This is a genomic window from Streptomyces sp. NPDC001617 (genome assembly GCF_053596855.1).
Genome location: NZ_JBSFHA010000038.1, coordinates 57,827 through 77,312 on the forward strand (window position 1 = coordinate 57,827; position 19,486 = coordinate 77,312).

General features: G+C 70.6%; 21 protein-coding genes. 15 read left to right on the forward strand and 6 right to left on the reverse strand.

Annotation, left to right across the window (positions count from 1 at the left end; translation table 11 throughout):
• Nucleotides 1-8: 8 nt before the first annotated feature.
• Nucleotides 9-791, forward strand: a complete 783-nt coding sequence (locus ACWC09_RS27080; RefSeq protein WP_450853293.1) for an enoyl-CoA hydratase — start codon at nt 9-11, stop codon at nt 789-791.
• On the opposite strand, the gene ACWC09_RS27085 is transcribed toward ACWC09_RS27080, so the two are convergent.
• Nucleotides 788-1,633 carry a helix-turn-helix transcriptional regulator gene (locus ACWC09_RS27085; RefSeq protein ID WP_450853295.1) on the reverse strand — a complete coding sequence of 282 codons (846 nt, stop codon included), beginning with the start codon at nt 1,631-1,633 and terminating at the stop codon, nt 788-790. The genes ACWC09_RS27080 and ACWC09_RS27085 overlap by 4 nt on opposite strands.
• Nucleotides 1,634-1,736: 103 nt before the next feature.
• Here ACWC09_RS27085 and ACWC09_RS27090 point away from each other — a divergent pair, with 103 nt between their 5' ends.
• The gene (locus ACWC09_RS27090) at nt 1,737-2,444 is read left to right on the forward strand and encodes an SDR family oxidoreductase (protein ID WP_450853297.1); all 708 of its coding nucleotides are present in this window, start codon (nt 1,737-1,739) and stop codon (nt 2,442-2,444) included.
• An 18-nt stretch (nt 2,445-2,462) separates the two neighbouring features.
• Here the strand turns inward: ACWC09_RS27090 and ACWC09_RS27095 are convergent, their stop codons facing one another.
• The 5 genes from ACWC09_RS27095 to ACWC09_RS27115 all read right to left on the reverse strand — a co-directional run bounded on the left by ACWC09_RS27095 (nt 2,463) and on the right by ACWC09_RS27115 (nt 5,859).
• The gene (locus ACWC09_RS27095; protein ID WP_450853299.1) at nt 2,463-3,224 is read right to left on the reverse strand and encodes an acyl-CoA dehydrogenase family protein; all 762 of its coding nucleotides are present in this window, start codon (nt 3,222-3,224) and stop codon (nt 2,463-2,465) included.
• A gap of 2 nt (nt 3,225-3,226) precedes the next feature.
• Complete coding sequence (locus ACWC09_RS27100) at nt 3,227-4,327, reverse strand: acyl-CoA dehydrogenase family protein (protein WP_450853301.1); 1,101 nt, start codon at nt 4,325-4,327, stop codon at nt 3,227-3,229.
• Nucleotides 4,324-4,749, reverse strand: a complete 426-nt coding sequence (locus ACWC09_RS27105; RefSeq protein ID WP_450853303.1) for a nuclear transport factor 2 family protein — start codon at nt 4,747-4,749, stop codon at nt 4,324-4,326. Before ACWC09_RS27105 ends, ACWC09_RS27100 begins: the two co-directional genes overlap by 4 nt.
• Entirely contained in the window at nt 4,739-5,311 is a 573-nt protein-coding gene (locus ACWC09_RS27110) for a carboxymuconolactone decarboxylase family protein (RefSeq protein ID WP_450853305.1), read from the reverse strand. Before ACWC09_RS27110 ends, ACWC09_RS27105 begins: the two co-directional genes overlap by 11 nt.
• An 83-nt stretch (nt 5,312-5,394) precedes the next feature.
• Nucleotides 5,395-5,859, reverse strand: coding sequence for a pyridoxamine 5'-phosphate oxidase family protein (locus tag ACWC09_RS27115; protein ID WP_450853307.1), 465 nt, complete (start codon nt 5,857-5,859; stop codon nt 5,395-5,397).
• 135 nt (nt 5,860-5,994) lie between these two features.
• Here ACWC09_RS27115 and ACWC09_RS27120 point away from each other — a divergent pair, with 135 nt between their 5' ends.
• Genes ACWC09_RS27120 through ACWC09_RS27180 form a run of 13 tightly spaced genes read left to right on the forward strand, consistent with a single transcriptional unit; the run spans nt 5,995 to nt 19,464 of the window.
• On the forward strand, nt 5,995-7,449 hold the full coding sequence (locus ACWC09_RS27120) for an aldehyde dehydrogenase family protein (protein WP_450853309.1): 1,455 nt from the start codon (nt 5,995-5,997) through the stop codon (nt 7,447-7,449).
• A 45-nt stretch (nt 7,450-7,494) separates the two neighbouring features.
• Nucleotides 7,495-8,883 carry an ABC transporter substrate-binding protein gene (locus tag ACWC09_RS27125; RefSeq protein WP_450853311.1) on the forward strand — a complete coding sequence of 463 codons (1,389 nt, stop codon included), beginning with the start codon at nt 7,495-7,497 and terminating at the stop codon, nt 8,881-8,883.
• A complete protein-coding gene (locus tag ACWC09_RS27130; RefSeq protein ID WP_450853313.1) occupies nt 8,884-10,995 on the forward strand; it encodes a branched-chain amino acid ABC transporter permease in 2,112 nt (703 codons plus the stop codon). It begins immediately after the preceding gene.
• Entirely contained in the window at nt 10,976-11,686 is a 711-nt protein-coding gene (locus ACWC09_RS27135) for an ABC transporter ATP-binding protein (protein WP_450853315.1), read from the forward strand. The genes ACWC09_RS27130 and ACWC09_RS27135 overlap by 20 nt, the downstream gene beginning before the upstream one ends.
• Nucleotides 11,683-12,390, forward strand: a complete 708-nt coding sequence (locus tag ACWC09_RS27140; RefSeq protein ID WP_450853317.1) for an ABC transporter ATP-binding protein — start codon at nt 11,683-11,685, stop codon at nt 12,388-12,390. The genes ACWC09_RS27135 and ACWC09_RS27140 overlap by 4 nt, the downstream gene beginning before the upstream one ends.
• The gene (locus ACWC09_RS27145; RefSeq protein WP_450853319.1) at nt 12,387-12,803 is read left to right on the forward strand and encodes a hypothetical protein; all 417 of its coding nucleotides are present in this window, start codon (nt 12,387-12,389) and stop codon (nt 12,801-12,803) included. Before ACWC09_RS27140 ends, ACWC09_RS27145 begins: the two co-directional genes overlap by 4 nt.
• Nucleotides 12,769-13,086 carry a hypothetical protein gene (locus ACWC09_RS27150; protein ID WP_450853321.1) on the forward strand — a complete coding sequence of 106 codons (318 nt, stop codon included), beginning with the start codon at nt 12,769-12,771 and terminating at the stop codon, nt 13,084-13,086. The genes ACWC09_RS27145 and ACWC09_RS27150 overlap by 35 nt, the downstream gene beginning before the upstream one ends.
• A gap of 43 nt (nt 13,087-13,129) precedes the next feature.
• Nucleotides 13,130-14,428 (forward strand): amidohydrolase family protein, encoded by a 1,299-nt coding sequence (locus ACWC09_RS27155; protein ID WP_450853323.1) that lies wholly within the window; start codon nt 13,130-13,132, stop codon nt 14,426-14,428.
• On the forward strand, nt 14,428-15,195 hold the full coding sequence (locus tag ACWC09_RS27160) for an SDR family NAD(P)-dependent oxidoreductase (RefSeq protein ID WP_450853324.1): 768 nt from the start codon (nt 14,428-14,430) through the stop codon (nt 15,193-15,195). Before ACWC09_RS27155 ends, ACWC09_RS27160 begins: the two co-directional genes overlap by 1 nt.
• The gene (locus ACWC09_RS27165; protein ID WP_450853325.1) at nt 15,195-16,364 is read left to right on the forward strand and encodes a CaiB/BaiF CoA transferase family protein; all 1,170 of its coding nucleotides are present in this window, start codon (nt 15,195-15,197) and stop codon (nt 16,362-16,364) included. Before ACWC09_RS27160 ends, ACWC09_RS27165 begins: the two co-directional genes overlap by 1 nt.
• Nucleotides 16,361-17,185: an enoyl-CoA hydratase/isomerase family protein gene (locus ACWC09_RS27170; protein ID WP_450853327.1), complete on the forward strand. Its 825-nt coding sequence runs from the start codon at nt 16,361-16,363 to the stop codon at nt 17,183-17,185. The genes ACWC09_RS27165 and ACWC09_RS27170 overlap by 4 nt, the downstream gene beginning before the upstream one ends.
• Nucleotides 17,170-18,303: a thiolase family protein gene (locus ACWC09_RS27175; protein WP_450853329.1), complete on the forward strand. Its 1,134-nt coding sequence runs from the start codon at nt 17,170-17,172 to the stop codon at nt 18,301-18,303. The genes ACWC09_RS27170 and ACWC09_RS27175 overlap by 16 nt, the downstream gene beginning before the upstream one ends.
• Before the next feature lie 12 nt (nt 18,304-18,315).
• Nucleotides 18,316-19,464: an acyl-CoA dehydrogenase family protein gene (locus ACWC09_RS27180; RefSeq protein WP_450853330.1), complete on the forward strand. Its 1,149-nt coding sequence runs from the start codon at nt 18,316-18,318 to the stop codon at nt 19,462-19,464.
• Nucleotides 19,465-19,486 lie beyond the last annotated feature (22 nt).

A 19,486-nucleotide genomic window follows, 5' to 3' on the forward strand; every position in this document is an offset into this window, starting at 1 on the left:
AGAGATCCGTGCACATTCTGTACGAGGTGAAGGACCGGATCGCGACTCTCACGCTGAACCGTCCCGAGGTCGCCAACGCCCAGAACGCGGCTCTCCTCGACGAGCTCGACGCCGCCTGGACCCGCGCCGCCGAGGACGAGGACGTCAAGGCGATCGTGCTGCGCGCCGAGGGCAAGCACTTCTCCGCCGGGCACGACCTCAAGGACCGCTGGCCGGCCCCGAACGAGATCACCCTGGAATGGATCTACCGGGCCGAGAACCGTCGGTACCTGGAGTACACACTGCGCTGGCGGAACGTGCCCAAGCCGTCGATCGCCGCCGTGCAGGGCCGCTGCATCGCCGGCGGGTTGATGCTGTGCTGGCCGTGCGACCTGATCGTCGCCTCCGAGGACGCCCTCTTCTCCGACCCCGTCGTCACCATGGGCATCGGCGGTGTCGAATACCACGGCCACACCTGGGAGTTGGGACCGAGGAAGGCCAAGGAGATCCTCTTCACCGGCCGCCCCCTCACCGCCGAGGAGGCCGAGAAGGTCGGCATGGTCAACCGGGTCGTCCCACGCGTGGAACTGGACGACACGGCCCGTGAACTCGCCGAGCAGATCGCGCGGATGCCGGCCTTCGGGCTCCGCCAGGCCAAGCGAGCCGTCAACCAGACCCAGGACGTGCAGGGCTTCTACGCCGCGATCCAATCGGTCTTCGACGTCCACCAGACCGGCCACGGAAACGCCCTGAGCGTCAGCGGATACCCGATTCTCGCGAAGCTCGACGAGATGAAGGAGAAGCTGCGCTAACCCTTCTCGGCCAGGCTCTGGGTACCGAGCACCGAGAGCAGCTCCAGCTTCTCGGCCGCCTCGGTGCCCGGCTCGGCCGAGTAGACGAGGATGTGAAGGTCGTTCTCCTCGACCCTCAGCAGGTCGCAGTCCAGGGTGAGCAGGCCGACCTGCGGGTGCTCGATCGTCTTGTGGGACGCCTCGAGTCGGCCGACGACCCCGGCGTCCCACAGCTCGGCGAACCGAGGGCTCGCGGCCCGCAACTCCGCAATCAGGCGCCGCAGTTGCCGGTCGGCGGGATAGCGGACGGAGGACGCGCGCAGCTCGGCGACCATGCCGGCCTCGAAGGTGCGCCGCTCCTCCGGGGTGTGCCGCACCCGGCTCGGCGCGCCCGTGAAGTTGCGCCACACTCCGTTGCGTTCGAAGCCGCGCAGGGTGGACGGATCGCCCATGAGGGCGGCGTACATCGGGTTGGCCAGCAGCAGTGTCATCGCCGCGTCGGAGACCGCGACGGGCGTGTCCACCAGCCGGTCAAGCAGCCGCTGGACGCTGGGCGTGATGAACCCGGGCACCACATCGGGGCCCGGCGGAACCAGCCCGGCCAGTCCGAACAGATACCTCCGTTCGTCCCCCGACAGCCGCAGCGCCCGCGAGAGCGCCTCGACGACCTGGACGGAGGGGTTGGTCGCCCGCCCCTGTTCGAGACGCGTGATGTAGTCGACCGAGATCCCGGCCAGCAGGGCCAGCTCCTCGCGCCGCAGCCCGGCCGCCCGCCGGTGGCCCCCCGAGGACAGCCCGGCCGCGCCGGGGGAGACCCGGTCGCGCCAGCGCCGCAGTGCCTGGCCGAGTTCCGTCGCCGTCATGCTCCCCAGTCAACACCGCCGGCCGCGGATGTGCCTGGTACCGGCAGTCCCAGGAAGAAGGGTCTTCTGGCTGACCGCGTCGCCGCGCCGGAACCTGGACGACATGACGACAACACTCATCACCGGAGCGAACAAGGGCATCGGCCACGAGACCGCCCGCCGACTCATCGCCGCAGGTCACACCGTCTACATCGGGGCCCGCGACGCAGAACGCGGACGCCGGGCCGCCGAGCGGCTGGGCGCGCGGTTCGTGCTCCTGGACGTCACCGACGACGCCACGGTCGACGCGGCCGCGAAGACCGTCGAGGCCGACGGCGGACTCGACGTCCTGATCAACAACGCCGGCATCGAGACCCGGACCGAGGACAACGGCGTTCCCACCGCCGAGACCGTGACCGCCGACCAGATGCGGAACACCTTCGAGACGAACGTCTTCGGTGTCGTCCGCGTCACCCACGCCTTCCTGCCGCTGCTGCAGCGCTCGGCGGCCCCGGTCGTGGTCAATGTCAGCAGCGGCCTGGCCTCCCTGACCAGTCTCTCCGACCCGGACCACCCCGCGCACTTCTATCCGGGCATCGCCTACCCGACGTCCAAGACGGCGGTGAACATGCTCACCGTGCAGTTCGCGAAGGCGTTCCCGAACATGCGGATCAACTCCGTCGAGCCCGGCTTCACCAAGACGGACCTCAACGGCAACACAGGCACACAGACCGTCGAGGAGGGCGCCGAGATCATCGTCCGCATGGCGCAGATCGGTCCCGACGGGCCGACCGGTGGCTACTTCGACGTCAACGGCCGTCTGCCCTGGTGAGTCGCGGGAGCACCTGATTCACAGCTGAACCAGCCGGGGCACCGAGCCCTTCGTGCGCAGCAGTGCCCCGGCCTCCCGGGTCAACTCCCGCGCGCTGCCCAGCAGTCCGTCCAGGACGAGGGCCCGGCGGACATGCCGGTGCAGTGGGTGCTCGGCGGTGAAGCCGATCCCGCCGAGCACCTGCTGGCAGTGGCGGGCCGCCGTCAGCGCCGCCTGACCGGCCGCCGCCTTGGCCAGCAGCGAGCCGAGGGGATCGTCGGCGACCGCGAGGGTCGCCTCGGCGCCCTCCAGCGCCACGAGGGTCTCCGCGAGCCGGTGCCGTACGGCCTGGAAGGAAGCGAGCGGGCGGCCGAACTGGACGCGGTCCAGGACGTGCGCCCGTGCCAGCGTCAGCATGGCCCGCCCGGTACCGACCAGCCACCACCCGACGGCCCGGCGGCCGACATCGAGCGGTACCGGCTCTCCCGTGGGCACCGGGCGCAGCGGCAGCTCCTCGTCGAGCCCCGTGCTCACCACGGTGGAACCGCGTTCCCACTCCACCCACCTGCCGCCCGCATACGGCAGGGTCATCGTGTCCACGACGTCGACGAGCACCGACGCATGCGCCCCCGTCTCGCCCAGCAGGCGGAACACGGTCGGCAGCGCCACATCGGGAAACTCGGCCAGCAGCTCGGACCAGCCCAGCTCCACGAGTGCCGCGTCCAGCGCGGGCCCTGAAGCCGTGGTCGTCATCGTCTTGCGCAGCGTCTGCGACAGGAGTTCCACCTCGGCGGTGTCCATGGTCACTCCCTCCCGAGTTCGAGGAGCCGGCGGGCGACGATGTTGCGCTGGATCTCGGCGGTGCCGCCGTACAGGGTGGCCGCCCGTGAGTACAGGTACTCCGAGCGCCACGGCGAGTCGTCCAGCTCCAGCACACCGGGCAGCAAGTCCCGTACGGTCTCGAAGAGTTGTTGCTCGGCGGTCGCGAGCAGCACCTTGTCGACCGAGGTCTCCGGGCCGAGTCGGGCGCCTTCGCCCAGCCGGCGCTGTGTGGCGTACGAGCGGCAGCGGACGGTGTGCAGGGCGAGGTAGGCGGCGCCCAGGGCCGCGTCGTCCGGGACGTCGGTCTGGGCGAGCAGGCGGTCGAGGCGGGTGTAGAGGTGGGCGACGCGGTGCCAGAAGCAGGTGGAGCGCTCGTGCGGGAGCAGGTCCATCGCGAGTCGCCAGCCGTCGCCGGGGCGGCCGAGCATCCGGTCGGCGGGGACGATCACGTCGTCGAAGAAGACCTCGGCGAACTCGTCCACGCCGTGCATCGTGCGCAGCGGGCGGACGGTGATGCCGGGGGTGTCCATGTCGACGAAGAACGCGGTGATGCCGTCGTGGCCGGGTGCGGTGCGGGTCAGCAGGACGCAGCGGGCAGCGAACTGGGCGAGGCTCGTCCAGACCTTCTGCCCGTTGACCACCCAGGTGTCGCCGTGCCGGACGGCCTTGGTGGTGAGGGAGGCCAGGTCGCTGCCCGAGCCCGGTTCGGAGAAGCCCTGACACCACTGTTCCCGGCCGCTCAGCAGCAACGGGACCATTTCGGCGGCCAGTTCGGGACGGGCGTACGAGATCAGGGTCGGGGTGAGGACCTCGACCATCGAGTAGATGCCGGGTTCGGCGAGGCCGCGGGTGGCGACCTCCTCGCCGAGCACCGCACGGAACACGGCGGGGCCGGCGAGCCCGCCCACCTGCTCCGGCCAGCCGTAGCGCATCCAGCCCGCGTCGAACAACGCCCCGCGCACTCGCCCCAGTTGGGCGACCTGTGCGTCGAGCGACCGGTCGGGGCCGGGGACGAGGTCGTGTGTGTCGAGCCAGTCCCGCACGGCGGTACGGAACTCCTCGACCGTCGTGAAGGCGCTCATACGGCCGGTCGCTCGAAGGCGTGCGGCCGTCCCGAGTCGTGTGCGCCGCTGCGGCGGATGAAGGTCATCGCCCGGGTCCGCAGCCGCCAGCCGTCGGCCGTGCGGAGGTAGGTGTCGTTGTAGTAGCCGATGCGCATGTCGTGCGTGGCGTGGTCGACGAAGCAGAGCGGCTGGGTGCCGGTCGCCGTGTCGCCGGACAGCTCGACCAGGGGCGTACCGGTGAGGAACAGCCCCTTGGGGGCGGCCGCGACCAGCGCCGGGAAGTCGGCCAGGGGATAGGTGTCGCCGAAGGCGCTGTAGGTGCCGTCGGGGGTGAAGACCGCGAGCAGCCCGTCGATGTCGCCACGGGTGATGGTCACCGCGTAGCGGGCCAGGAGTTGCTGGATCTCCACGAGGTCGTCGGTGGCGAGGTCAGCGGCCATGGGCCCTCCTCTTCTCCGCACGCTCGCGCGCGTCGGGTTCGGGCTGGATGCCGAAGGCGTTGAAGGCCATGGCCATCAGGGCGTACGACCCCACCGCGAACACCAGGTCCATCAGCTGGCGTTCGTCGAGGTGTTCGGCGAGCGCGGCCCAGGTGCCGTCGGAGATGTCGGAGCCCTCCTCGAGCTCGTCGACGGCCGCGAGAACCGCGCTCTCCAACGGATCGGCCGCCTTGCCCTGCCCGGCCGCCTCGATCTCGGCCTCGCTGAGACCGAGATGCTGGGCGGCATAGACGTGATGGGTCCACTCGTAGGCGCAGTCGCGCCGCTTGGCCACGCGCAGGATGACCAGCTCGCGCAGCCGGGGCGGGAGCGTGGAACGATCCAGGACGTAGGTGCTGTAGGGGAGGAAGGCCCCGGTCAGCTCGGGATGGCGGACCAGCGTCGACAGCAGGTTGCCCGCCGCTTCGGCGTTGCGCATGCGCCGGGGGAGCAGCGGGGCGAGGACCTCTCGGGCCCGGTCGTCCCACTGGTCGTCCGGCAGCGGAGGCAGGCGAGGCGGCATGCGGACTCCCTCGGCAGGCGGTGAGAATGAAATTCTCAATATTGAGTGTCAGATTTTCACCTCTGCTGTAGCGGCGTCAACCGTCATGCGCGCAGCTTGCCGAAGTCCCAGCTGACGATCTTCTCCGGGTGCAGCCGGAGCCAGGCGTGCCGGCCGTCGTACCGGAACTCCCCGCCGCCCATGTACTTGTCCGCGAAGAGGGCCTCCGGTCCGGCGAGTTCGGTCACCGCCGCACCCTTGCGGGGCACCTCCCCGACCACCTCCGCAGTGCCCATCAGCTCGACACCGCGCAGTCGCAGGAACTCGAAGCCGCCGTCGTCGACCAGCACGCTGAGCCGTGGGTCGCGGCCGAGATCGGTCCAACGCTGGCTGCGGGTGAGCGAGTTGAGCCAGAGGGCGCCTCCGTCCCAGACGAACCAGAGCGCGCCGGCGTGCGGATGCCCGCCTGGGCCGACGGTGGCGACGCGGCAGACGGGCTGTGTGCGCAGAAAGTCGTCCCGCTCCTCCTCGGTCATGGCGATCGCGGTTCCCCTGCGTTGACCGGGCATGATTCCTCCCACTCTCGTGTGAATGCCTAATTCTCCTGCACGACAGGTTGCTTCTCATCTAGCGAGAAGCTACTTTCCACCGCAGACAGGACCGTGGCAAGCAGGCCCTGTGACACCCACCAGAGATGGGGAGCCGTGAGTCTTTTCCATGAGGACCGGCTGTTGATCGACGGGGAACTCGTGTCTGCGGGACGCAGCTTCGAGACCGTCGATCCGTCCACCGGGAAGGTGCTGGGGACGGCATCCGACGCGGAGGCCGGCCATGTCGAGGCGGCCGTCGCGGCTGCGCGCCGGGCGTTCGACACGACCGACTGGATGCGCGACCGTGATCTGCGGCTGCGTTGCCTGCGCCAGCTCTACGACGCCCTGCACGAACACCGCGAGGAACTACGGGAGTTGACCATCGCCGAGGTGGGCGCGCCCCGCTCCCTCACCCACGGGGCGCAACTCGACGAGCCCATCGAGATGGTCAAGTACTACGCCGACCTGCTCGAACGCTACGAGTTCCGCGAAGAGCTCGGTGTCGCCGAGAGCCGGGGACGCCGGCACCGGCGCTGGGTGGAGAAGGAGGCCGGCGGAGTCGTCGCGGCGATCCTGCCCTACAACTTCCCCAACCAGCTGGCCCTCGCCAAGCTTGCCCCCTCGCTCGCCGCCGGCTGCGCCGTCGTACTCAAAGGCGCCCCCGACACCCCGTGGACCACCCTCGCGCTGGGCCGGATCATCGCCGAGGAGACCGACATTCCCGCGGGCGTGGTCAACGTTCTCACCTCCTCGGGCCCCGAGACCGGCGAGCTGCTGACCACCCACCCGGACATCGACATGATCACCTTCACCGGCTCGACGCCGGTCGGCAAGGCCATCATGGCGGCCGCCTCGGCCTCCCTGAAGCGGGTCTTCCTCGAACTCGGCGGCAAGTCCGCGATGATCGTCCTGGACGACGCCGACCTCACCAACGCCGCGGTCCTCGCCGCGTTCACCATCTGCTCCCACGCCGGCCAGGGCTGCGCCCTCACCTCACGACTCCTCGTCCCGCGTGACAAGCACGACGAGATGGTCGGCCTGGTCGCCGCCATGCTCGGCAAGGTCAAGTACGGCGACCCGGCCGACCCCGCGACCAACATGGGCCCGCTCATCAGCGAGAAGCAGCGTTCCAAGGTGCACGCCATGGTCGAGCGCGCCGTCGCCGCGGGCGCCCGCCTGGTCACCGGCGGCCGGCCCGCCGAGCGCGAGGGCTTCTTCTACGAGCCGACGCTGCTCGCCGGCGTCGACCCGCGCGCCGAGATCGCCCAGGAGGAGGTCTTCGGCCCGGTGCTCGCCGTCATCGCCTACGACGACGAGGACGACGCCGTCCGGATCGCCAACGACTCGGTGTACGGGCTCTCCGGCGCGGTGATCGGCGCCGACGACGAGCGGGCGACCGCGGTGGCCCGCCGCGTCCGCAGCGGCACCTTCAGCATCAACGGGGGCAACTTCTTCGCGGCCGACGCCCCGTTCGGCGGATTCAAACAGTCCGGCATCGGCCGGGAGATGGGTGTGGCGGGGCTGGAGGAGTTCCTCGAGCTCAAGACCTTCGCCGTGCCGGTCGGTTGACGGCCGGTACGCAGCAGTTCGGGGACACCACCGAGGAGGAACCCCGTGAGAGTCAAGGCAATCCCCTCCGCCCTGGCGGCGGCCGCACTGCTCGCCGTCGCCGGGTGCGGCGGCCACGACAGCGCCGGCGATTCGAGCGACGGCGACGCGACCCCCACCAAGGCCGCCCAGCAGGCCACTTCGGGCGATTTCGGCGACCTGAAGAAGGTGTGCGGTCCGGGGGACGCGAAGAGCGCGCCCGCCCAGGGCGTCACCGCGAAGACCATCGACGTCGGCGTCTTCTCGGACGTCGGCTTCACCAAGAACCCCGAATTCGGCGACACGGCCAAGGTGTTCACGTCCTGGTGCAACGCGGCCGGCGGCATCAACGGCCGCAAACTCGTGGCCACCGTCCGCGACTCCAAGCTGATGGAGGTCCGCCAGCGGATGCTGGAGGCCTGCAAGCAGGACTTCGCGCTCGTCGGCGGCGGCGCGGCCCTGGACGCGCTGGGTGTGCAGGACCGGCTCAAGTGTCTGCTGCCCGACTTCCCCGCCCAGGTCAGCCAGATCCAGAACCAGGGCTCCGACCTCCAGCTCAACGCGACCGGCGGCGCCTCCTACGACCGCTACGCCGGCTACTACCAGTGGCTGGTCAAGACCGCCTACCCCAAGTCGGCCTCGGCCGTCGGCACCATCGCCGGCGACGCCGCCGTCAGCAAGGTCATCGACGCCCGCGAACAGGAGAGCCTCGAGGCGGCCGGAGCGAAGATCACGTACCACGACCTCTACCCGGCCGCCGGGGTCTCGGACTGGACGCCGTACGCCCAGGCCATCAAGAGCAAGGGCGTCAAGGGCCTCATATTCCTTGGGGACTTCGCGAGCCTGTCCAAGCTGGAACAGGTCCTCACCGGCATGAACTACAAGCTGGACTGGATCGACGCCAACAACAACGCCTACGGTCCGGCCTTCCTCCAGCTCGCCGGGAAGTCCCTCGACCACCAGAACAACTTCGCCGACCTCAGCGGCGTTTACCCGCTGGAGAAGGCCGCCGGCAACCCGGCGACCGAGCAACTGGTCCAGCTCTTCAAGAAGTACGCGCCGAACGCGCAACCGACCCTGCCGGGTGTCCGCGGCTTCGCGTCCTGGCTCCTGTTCGCCAAGGCGGCCTCGTCCTGCGGCGACGCCCTGACCCGCACATGCCTCTACGACGCGGCCCGCAAGGAGACCGCGTGGACCGGCGGCGGCCTGATCGCCCCCGTCGACCTGTCCCGGGCGGACGCCCCGCTCACGTGCTTCAACATCGAGAAGGCCACGTCCAAGGGCTGGCAGCCCGCCGACTTCAAGCCCAACGACGGCGCCTACAGCTGCAACGCGCCCACCTACAAGTTCAAGGGCACCTACGGAAAGCCCCTCACCCTCGCCGATGTCGGCAAGAGTCTGAGTGATGTGAAGTAGATGGAGCAGTTCCTGACCTTCGGGATCGTCGGCCTGAGCACCGCCGCCATCTACGCGGTGATCGGCAGCGGACTGGTGCTCACCTATGTCACCACCGGTGTGTTCAACTTCGCGCACGGGGCGGCGGGCATGCTGGCGGCGTTCTGCTACTGGCAGTTCACCGTCGGCTGGGGCTGGCCGGTCCCGGTGGCCCTGGCGCTGGTCCTCCTCGTCCTCGCCCCCGCCTTCGGCCTCGCCGTCGAACGGGTCCTGATGCGGCCCGTGCAACGCCTCGGCGAGGCCGAGCGGCTGGTGATGACGGTGGCGCTGCTCAGCGGCGCCATCGCCGCCGCCCGCTGGATCTGGGACCCCAATGTCCCGCGTCCGCTGTCGGTGTTCTTCGCCGACGAGAAGCCCTTTCACCTCGGCCCGGCCACCCTCACCTGGCACCAGGCCCTCACCATGACCGTCGCCGTCGCGGTCGCCGCCGGCCTGTGGTTCCTGCTCAACCGGACCCGCACCGGCGCCGAGATGCGCGCCACCGTCGACGACCGCGCCCTCGTCCGGCTCACCGGCGCCGACCCGATCCGTGCCAGCCGCGTGGCCTGGATCCTCGGCACCCAACTCGCCGCGATCGGCGGCATATTGATCGCCCCCACCGTCGCCCTCGACGCCTCCCAGCTGTCGCTCCTGATCGTCAGCGCCTACACGGCAGCGGTCTTCGGCAGGCTCCGCAGCCTGCCCCTCACCTTCGCCGGCGCGGTCGTCGTCGGCTGCCTGGAGAGCTACCTCACCGGCTACCTCCCGCAGAACGAGTACCTGCCCGGCCTGCGCCTGGCCGCCCCCGCCCTGCTTCTCTTCCTGGCTCTTCTGCTGTTCCGCCACCCGGGCCTGCGCCATCGTGACCGACGCCTGGTCCAGGTCCCGGCGCCCAGCCTGCGCGGCACGCTCGTCTTCGCCGCGTCGACCGTCGCGTTCGGGATCGTCCTGGCGACCGTGCTCGACGAAGCCCAACTCGCCACGTACGGACCGATCTTCTCCCTCGGGACCGTCGCTCTCTCCTACGTCCCCCTCGCCGGGTACGCCGGTCAGATCTCCCTGTGTCAGCTGAGCATGGCCGGCATCGGCGCCGTCACCTGGGGACACCTCGGAGCACACGGGGGGTTGTGGGCGCTGGCCGCCGCCATCGCCGTGTCCGGAGCGGCCGGCGCGCTGATCGCGGTGCCCGCGCTGCGGTTCTCCGGGGTGTATCTCGCCCTGGGGACAGCCGCGTTCGCGGTGATCCTGGACCGATGGATCTTCACCCTGCCCTCCTTCCACCTGTTCGTCGCGCGCATCTCCCTCTTCGACCAGGGCTCGGTCGACATGAGCGGACCGGACCTCTTCGGCCTCCGGCTGGACTCCGCCGCCGAGTTGACGGTCGTGGCCGCCGTCTGCCTCGGCCTCGCCTCCCTCGCGATCGCCTGGCTGCGGCGGAGCGGATTCGGGCGGCGTCTGATCGCACTGAGGGACAGCGAGGCCGCGTACGCGACGCTCGGCGGCAACCTCCTGCTGACCAAGGTGGCCGTGTTCGCGCTGTCGGCCGGCATCGCCGGACTCGGCGGCGCCCTCTACGGCATGCAACAACGCTCCATAACGGCCGAGCAGTTCAACCTCGTCGCCGGGCTGCCGATCTTCCTGGTCGCCGTGATCGGCGGCCTGGGCGCGGTCGGCAACGGTCTGTTCGCGGGGACCGCCTTCCTCGGTCCGAACGTCCTGATCGGCGTGGCCTCCTGGACGCAGAACATCGTCACCGTGCTGCCGGCCCTGGCCGGAATGGGCCTGGGCCACAGCCCCGAGGGCATCGTCGCCCGCTTCCGCCGCGAGTGGGAGCCCCTCGGCCGTGACCTGATCGCCCTGCCCGCGCTGCTGGGGGCCCTGGCGCTGGGCTGGGTGCTGCGGCTGACCGACGCGATCAACGGCTGGACGTTCCTGGTCGGTTCACTGGTGGTGGCGATCGCCCTGCGCTCCTGGGCCGCCGCACGCCAGGCCCCGAAGACCGAACCGGACGTGCCGGTCGAGTGGTGGGGCGTACGACGTCCCTGGCGCCCGCAGGACGGGGAGGTGCTGGCCCGTGCCACTGCTGGACGTTAGCGGAGTGACCGTCGCCTTCGGCGGCAACCGAGCCCTGGACGGCGTCGGCATGAGCGCCGACCGGGGCAGTGTCACCGGGCTCATCGGGCCCAACGGGGCAGGCAAGAGCACCCTGTTCGACGTCGTGTCCGGACTGCGCCGGCCCCAGTCCGGAAAGGTCGTTCTCGACGGCCGCGACGTCACCCGCCTGGGCCCGGCCCGGCGTTGCCGGCACGGACTGGCCCGCACCTTCCAACGCCTCGAACTCTTCGGCCGGTTGACCGTCCGCGACAACCTCCTCGTCGCCGCGGAACTCGGCCCCGAGCGGCGTCAGGCGGCACGGGTGGCCGACGGTCTGCTCGACCGGCTCGGCCTCACCGGCATCGCCGAGACCTGCGCCGACAACCTGCCCACCGGCGTCGCCCGCCTCGTCGAGGTCGGCCGCGCCATGGCCGTACGGCCGCAGCTCCTGCTCCTGGACGAGCCGGCCGCCGGCCAGGACGGCGAGGAGACCGAGCGGTTCGCTGCGCTGCTGCGCTCGCTCGCCGAGGGCGGCACCGCCGTCGTCCTGGTCGAGCACGACATGGGGCTGGTGATGGGCGTGTGCGACGAGGTGTACGTGCTCGACCTCGGCAAGGTCATCGCCGTAGGACCGCCCGAGGTGATCCGCAACGACGAGACGGTGCTGGCGGCCTACTTGGGGGACGTGTGAACGCTCTGCTCGAACTGCGCGCCATCCGCGCCGCCCATGAGGGCATCACCGTCCTGCACGGCGTCGACCTGAGCGTCGGCGCCGGGCAGGTCGTCGCGCTGCTCGGCCCGAACGGCGCAGGGAAGACGACCGCGTTGCATGTGGCGGCCGGCGTCCACCCGGCGCAGTCGGGCCAACTCCTCTTCGGCGGCCGGGACATGACCGGCGCGGACCCCCGCGACCTCGCCCGGGCCGGGGTCTGCCTGATCCCCGAGGGCCGGGGTGTGTTCCCCAACCTCTCGGTCCGCGACAACCTCCTGATGATGACGTTCACGGGCCGCTCCCGCGAGCAGATCGAGGAGGTCGCCTTTGCGCGCTTCCCGGTCCTCGGCCATCGGGCGAACCAGGCGGCAGGCACACTCTCCGGAGGCGAGCAGCAGATGCTCGCCCTAGCCCGGGGCCTGGCCACCGACCCCGCCGTACTGCTCCTCGACGAACTGTCCATGGGACTGGCCCCGTTGGTCGTCTCCCGGCTCTACGAGCAGGTCGCCGAGATCGCCCGGCAGGGCGTCGCGGTCCTGGTCGTCGAGCAGTTCGCGGCCGCCGTCCTCGGCATCGCCGACCACGCCGCCGTGCTCGTACGCGGCCGCATCGAACGCCAGGGCCGCCCCGACGGCGGGCTGCGCGACGAACTGTCCGCCCTCTACCTGGGGAGCTCCGCATGACACCCACAGAGCCGCTTCCAGACTCCCGCGATCCACGCACGGACTCCCGGGCGGACCGCTTCGTCCGCGAACTCGCCGACCTCAAGATCCCGGACCCGGCGGCCGCCCGGGCCGGCCTCTGGCTCCGCCTCGGCGGCACCCTGATGGCCGTAGGGCTGGCCCTCGCGATCTCGGCCTACTTCCTCACGCACAACACCCAGAACCCCCTGGACCAGCGCGACGCCCTGGCCCTCGGCCTCGGCGGCATCGCCGCGACGGTCGTCGGCGCGGCGCTGTTCCTGCGCTACTCGCTCACCGGCTTCCTGCGGTTCTGGATGGCCCGCCAGTCCCACGACCTCGCCGTGCTCGCCGACCGCCTGTTGGAAAGGGACCTGAACCATGACCTCACCAGCACCGACGCTGCGCCCCGGTGACCAGCTCGCCAGCACGGTGTGCACCACCCGCGTGGTCGTCGTCCGCGCCCCCGCCGACCGGAAGCCGGCCCTGACCTGCGGCGGCGCCCCGCTCGTGCCCGCCGCCACGGCACGACCCGCCCCCGCCACGGACGCCGAGCCGATCACCCTCCTCGGAAAGCGCTACGTCGACGCGGACGGCACCCTCGAGCTGCTGTGCACCAGCCCCGGAGCCGGCGAGCTCGCCTGCGACGGCGTCCCCATGACCGTCAAGGCCGCCAAACCCCTCCCGGCCTCCGACTGACCGCCGCCACCCCCACCGGCTTGACCAGCGAAAGGTACCTCGCATGAACAAGGACGATCTGATCCTCATCAGCGTCGACGACCACATCATCGAGCCGCCGGACCTCTTCGTGCACCACCTGCCGAAGAAGTACCTGGACGACGCGCCCAAACTCGTCCACCGCGAGGACGGCAGCGACCGCTGGCACTTCCGCGACAACAGCGTCGGAAACGCCGCTCTCAACGCCGTCGCGGGCCGGCCCAAGGAGGAGTACGGCCTCGACCCGCAGGGCCTGGACGAGATCCGGCCCGGCTGCTACGACGTCCACGAGCGGATCAAGGACATGAACGCGGGCGGGGTGCTCGCGCAGATGAACTTCCCCTCCTTCCCGGGGTTCTCGGCGCGGATGTTCGCCACCGAGGACTCCGACTTCTCGCTCGCGCTGGTGCGGGCGTACAACGACTGGCACATCGACGAGTGGTGCGGCTCCTACCCGGGCCGCTTCATCCCGATGGCGCTGCCCGCGATCTGGTCCGCCGAGCTGTGCGCCGACGAGATACGGCGGGTCGCTGCCAAGGGCTGCCACTCGATGACCTTCCCGGAGAACCCCGCCGCCCTGGGCTACCCGAGCTTCCACGACCCGTACTGGAACCCGGTCTGGCAGGCCGCCTGCGACACCGACACCGTCCTGTCGGTGCACATCGGCTCCTCGGGCCGCCTCGCCATCCCGTCCGTCGACTCGCCGCCGGACGTGATGATCACGCTCCAGCCGATCAACCTCGTCCAGGCCGCGGCCGACCTGTTGTGGTCGCGCACCCTGAAGGACTTCCCCGACCTGAAAATCGCCCTCTCGGAGGGTGGAACGGGCTGGATCCCCTACTTCCTGGAGCGTGTCGACCGCACCTTCGAGATGCACGCCGCCTGGACCCTGCAGGACTTCGGCGGGAAGCTGCCCTCCGAGGTCTTCCGCGAGCACTTCCTGACCTGCTTCATCACCGACAAGCTGGGCGTGAAGCTGCGGCACGACATCGGCATCGACAACATCTGCTGGGAGGGCGACTACCCGCACAGCGACTCGCTGTGGCCGGACGCGCCCGAGCAGCTCCATGGAGTGCTCGAAGAATTCGATGTGCCGGATGCGGACATCGTGAAGATCACCCATGAGAACGCCATGCGCTGGTACTCCTTCGACCCGTTCTCGCACATCCCGCGCGAGCAGGCCACGGTCGGCGGCCTGCGCAGGGCGGCCGCCGGCCACGACGTCAGCATCCGGCCGCGCAGCCGCCAGGTCACGGAACCCGTCGACAAGTTGGAGGCCTTCCGCCAGCGGGCGCGCGCGGCCGTCGCAGCGGCGAGCAAGTAATGGCGTACGAGAACGGGCTGTTCGACCTGACCGGTCGCTCGGCGCTGGTCACCGGGGCCGCGGGCGGCATCGGTGCCGCCGTGGCCCACGCCCTGGCCCGGGCCGGAGCGGCCGTCCTCGTCACCGACGTGGACGGGACGGCCGCGGCCACGGTCGCCGGAAAGATCACCGCGGCCGGCGGTACGGCGGACAGCGCCGCCCTCGACGTACGGGACCGGAGCGCCGCCGAGGCCGCGGCATCCCGGGCCGCCGCACTCGCCGACGGGAGCCTGCACGTCCTCGTGAACAACGCCGGCGTGACCGCGCCGGCCATGTTCCCGGACCTCGACGAGGACTCCTTCCGCCGACTGCTCGACATCCATGTCCTGGGCACCTTCACCTGCTCCCAGGCCGCCCTGCCCCACCTGCCCACCGACGGCAGCGGACGCATCATCAACGTCACCTCCTCGGCCGGCCTGACCGGCACCCTCGGCCAGGTCGACTACTCCGCGGCCAAGGCCGCGATCATCGGCATGACCAAGTCCCTCGCCAGGGAACTCGCCCGCCGGCAGATCAAGGTCAACGCCCTGGCACCCCTGGCCGCCACCCCGATGACCGAGACCATCCGCACCAACGAGAAGTTCGCCGCCGCCATGCTCGCCCGCATCCCGCTCGGCCGCTGGGCCGAACCCGAGGAGGTCGCCGGAGCGTTCGTCTTCCTCGCCTCGGACGCTGCCTCCTTCGTCACGGGCCAAGTGCTGCCGGTCGACGGCGGTCTGGTGATCTGATGCGCGACGGACCCCTGTCCGGAGTCACGGTCGTGGCGCTGGAGCAAGCCGTCTCCGCCCCCATGTGCACCCGGATCCTGAGCGACTTCGGAGCCCGGGTCATCAAGGTGGAGAACCCGGACGGCGGCGACTCCGCCCGGCACATCGACGACGTGGTCAACGGCCTGGCCGCCCACTTCGTCTGGGCGAACCGCGGCAAGGAGTCGGTCGCCCTCGACCTCAAGTCCAGGGCGGGGATGGCGGTCCTGCACCGCCTGCTCGACCGTGCCGACGTCCTCGTCTCCAACCTCGCCCCGGGCACGACGGCCAAACTCGGCCTGGCACCAGAGGACTTGACGGCTCGTCACCCCGACCTGATCGCCGTGGAGATCGACGGCTACGGTCCGGGCGGCCCGCTCTCCCACAAACGCGCCTACGACCTCCTTGTCCAGGCCGAGTCCGGCGTCTGCGCCGTCACCGGCCACCCGGGGGCACCGGCCAAACCCGGACCGCCCATCGCCGACACCGCCACCGGCCTCTACACCGCCTTGTCCATCGTGTCGCTGCTCTACGCGGGCGACCGCGGACGTTCGGTCGCGGTGAGCCTGTTCGACACCATGACCGAGCTCATGGGCTACCCCCTGACCTACACCCGGCACTCGGGCCTGGAGCCCCAGCCCATCGGCATGAGCTCACCCGCCGTCGCCCCCTACGGCGCCTACGCCACCGCCGACGGCCACACGGTCGTCCTCGGCACCACCAACGACCGTGAATGGCAGCGCCTGGCGAGGGAGTTGCTCGACCGCACCGACCTCGCGGACGACGAGCGCCTGCGGACCAACCCCGGCCGGGTCGAGCACCGGGAACTGCTGGACACCGCGATCGGGGAGTGGTGCGCCAGGCACGACCTGGCGTACGTCCAGCGGCGCGCCGACGACGCGGGCATCGGGAACGCCCGCTACAACACACCGAACGACGTTCTCGCCCACCCGCACCTCGCGGCCCGCGACCGCTGGCGCCGCATCGACACACCCGCCGGACCGGTCCCGGCGCTCCTGCCACCTCCGGTCATCTCCGGCTACGACCCCCCGATGGGCGCCGTACCCGACCTCGGCGAACACACCGACAAGGTTCTCGGCGAACTCGGCCTCACCACCGAGGAGATCGCGGAACTGCGGGGCGAGAGGTGACCCACCAGCCCGTACTGCTGTCCGGCGACAGCGGCGGCGTACGGACCCTGACCCTGAACCGGCCGCACCGCAAGAACGCCGTCGACCCGGAGTTGTGGGCGGCCCTGCGCCACGCGCTCACCGAGGCCTCGCGCGACAAGAGCGTACGAGCGCTGGTCCTGACCGGCGCCGGGGGAGCCTTCTGCTCCGGCGCCGACCTCACCCGTGCCGGCGCCGACAGTCGACACCCCCTGGACAAGGTGCGGGACATCAACGACGTCACCCTGCTGCTGCACGAGTTGCCGGTCCCGACGGTCGCCAAGGTGACCGGGGTGGCGGTCGGCGCGGGCTGGAATCTGGCCCTGGGGTGCGACCTGGTCGTGGCCACCCCGCACAGCCGGTTCTCGCAGATCTTCACGCGCCGCGGACTCTCCCCGGACGCGGGCGGATCCTGGCTGCTGCCCAAGCTCGCCGGCCTCCAACAGGCGAAGCGACTCGCTCTGCTGGCCGAGATGATCGACGCCGAGGAGGCGCGCTCGCTGAACCTCGTGACCTGGGTGGTGCCGGCCGAGGAGATCGACACGTACGTCGCCGACCTGGCCGACCGGCTGGCGGCCGGACCTCCGCTCGCCCTCGCGCAGACCAAGGCACTGCTGAACGAGGGATCCGACCGCACGCTTCGCGAGGCCCTCGCCGGTGAGGCACGCGCCCAGGCGGTGAACTTCGCCTCGACGGACATCACCGAGGCGTATGCGGCCTTCGCCGAAAAGCGAGAACCGCGTTTCACCGGCCGCTGGTACCGACAGCCCCCTCCCAAGGACCCATCATGCGCGAAGCAGTGATCGTCGAGGCCGTCCGCACACCCGTCGGCAAACGCGACGGGGGTCTGTCCGAGACACACGCGGCGGACCTCTCCGCGATCGTCCTCGACGCCCTCGCCGAACGCACCGGCATCGACCCTGCGGTCGTCGACGACGTCGTCTGGGGCTGCGTCTCCCAGGTCGGCGACCAGTCCAGCAACATCGGCCGCTACGCCGTCCTCGCCGCCGGCTGGCCCGAGACCATTCCCGGCACGACCGTGAACCGGGCCTGCGGATCGAGCCAGCAGGCCCTCGACTTCGCCGCCCAGGCCGTCATGTCCGGCCAGCAGGACGTCGTCGTGGCCGGCGGGGTCGAGGTCATGAGCCGAGTGCCGCTCGGCTCGGCGCGGGCCACCGGGATGCCGTACGGGCCCCGAGTCCTCGCCCGCTACCACGGGTTCTCCTTCAACCAGGGCGTCTCCGCCGAGAAGATCGCACAGAAGTGGGGCTTCACGCGCACCGAGTTGGACGCGTTCGCGGCCCTCTCCCATGAACGTGCCGCCGCCGCGCAGGACAACGGCGCCTTCGACACACAGATCGTCCCGGTGGGCGAGGTGGCGGCCGACGAAGGCATACGGCGCGGGACCACGGTCGAGAAGCTCGCCGGTCTCAAGCCCGCCTTCCTCGACGACGGCGTGATCCACGCGGGCAACGCCTCGCAGATCTCCGACGGTGCGGCCGCCCTCCTCGTCACGACACCCGAAAGGGCACGGGAGTTGGGGCTCACACCGATCGTGCGCTACCGCTCGGGAGCGGTGGTCGGTGCCGACCCGGTGCTGATGCTGACCGGCCCGATCCCGGCGACGGAGCGGGTGCTGGCCAAGGCGGGCGTCGCCCTGTCCGAGGTCGGCGTCTTCGAGGTGAACGAGGCCTTCGCGCCGATCCCGCTCGCCTGGCTCGCCGAGACCGGCGCCGACCCGGAACTGCTCAACCCCCTCGGGGGAGCGATCGCTCTGGGTCACCCGCTGGGCGGGTCCGGCGCCGTCCTGATGACCCGCATGGTCCACCACATGCGCGACCGGGGCATCCGTTACGGCCTGCAGACCATGTGCGAGGGCGGTGGCACGGCCAACGCCACGCTCGTCGAACTCACCGTCTGAAGAGGGGTATCGGTGCGCCGAGACATCTACACCGCCGACCACGAGGAATTCCGCAAACTGGTACGGGAGTTCGTGGCGAAGGAGGTCGTCCCGAACTACGCGGACTGGGAGAAGGCCGGGCGCCTGCCGCGCGAGCTCTTCCCACAGCTCGGCTCACTCGGCCTGTTGGGCATGGCCGTCCCGGAGGAGTACGGCGGGTCCGGCCTCGACGACTACCGCTACAACGTCGTCCTGCAGGAGGAAGCCGCCCGTGCCCTGGTCACCCTGGGCACCGTCCGCACCCAACTCGACGTCGTGCTGCCCTACTTCCTCTCCTACGCCGATCAGGGCCAGCGACAGCGGTGGTTCCCCGGCCTCGCCGCCGGCGAGCTGCTGACCGCGATCGCCATGACCGAACCGGGCACCGGCTCCGACCTCGCCGGCATCCGCACCACGGCCGTACGCGACGGGGACACATACGTCCTCAACGGCGCCAAGACCTTCATCACCGGCGGCCTGCTCGCCGACCTGGTGATCGTGGTCGCCCGCACCTCGACCGACCCCGCCGACCGGCGCGCGGGCCTGACCCTGTTGGTCGTGGAGGACGGCATGCCCGGCTACAGCCGGGGGCGGGTGCTCGACAAGATGGGCATCAAGGTGCAGGACACCGTCGAGCTGGCCTTCGACGAGGTACGGGTGCCGGTCGCCAACCGGCTGGGGGAGGAGGGGGCCGCCTTCGGCTACCTCGGCCACAACCTCCCCCAGGAGCGGATGACCGTGGCGGTGGGCTCGGTGGCGCAGGCGCGGGCCGCCCTGGAGACGACCATCGCCTACGTCAAGGAACGCGAGGTCTTCGGGAAGACGGTGGCGTCGTTCCAGAACACCAAGTTCGAACTCGCCGCCGTCGCCGCCGAGATCGAGGCCGCGCAGACCATGCTGGACCGCGCGGTCCTCGACCTGGTGGACGGTGAACTCTCCGGCGCGGACGCCGCGAAGGTGAAGCTGTTCTGCACCGAGATGCAGGCCCGCGCGGTCGACCGCTGCCTCCAACTCTTCGGCGGCTACGGGTACATGGCCGAGTACCCGATAGCGCGCCTGTACGCCGACGCGCGGATCACACGGATCTACGCCGGCACGAGCGAGGTGATGAAGGTGATCATCGCCAAGTCACTGGGGTTGTGACGGCGGGTACGGCGGGTACGGG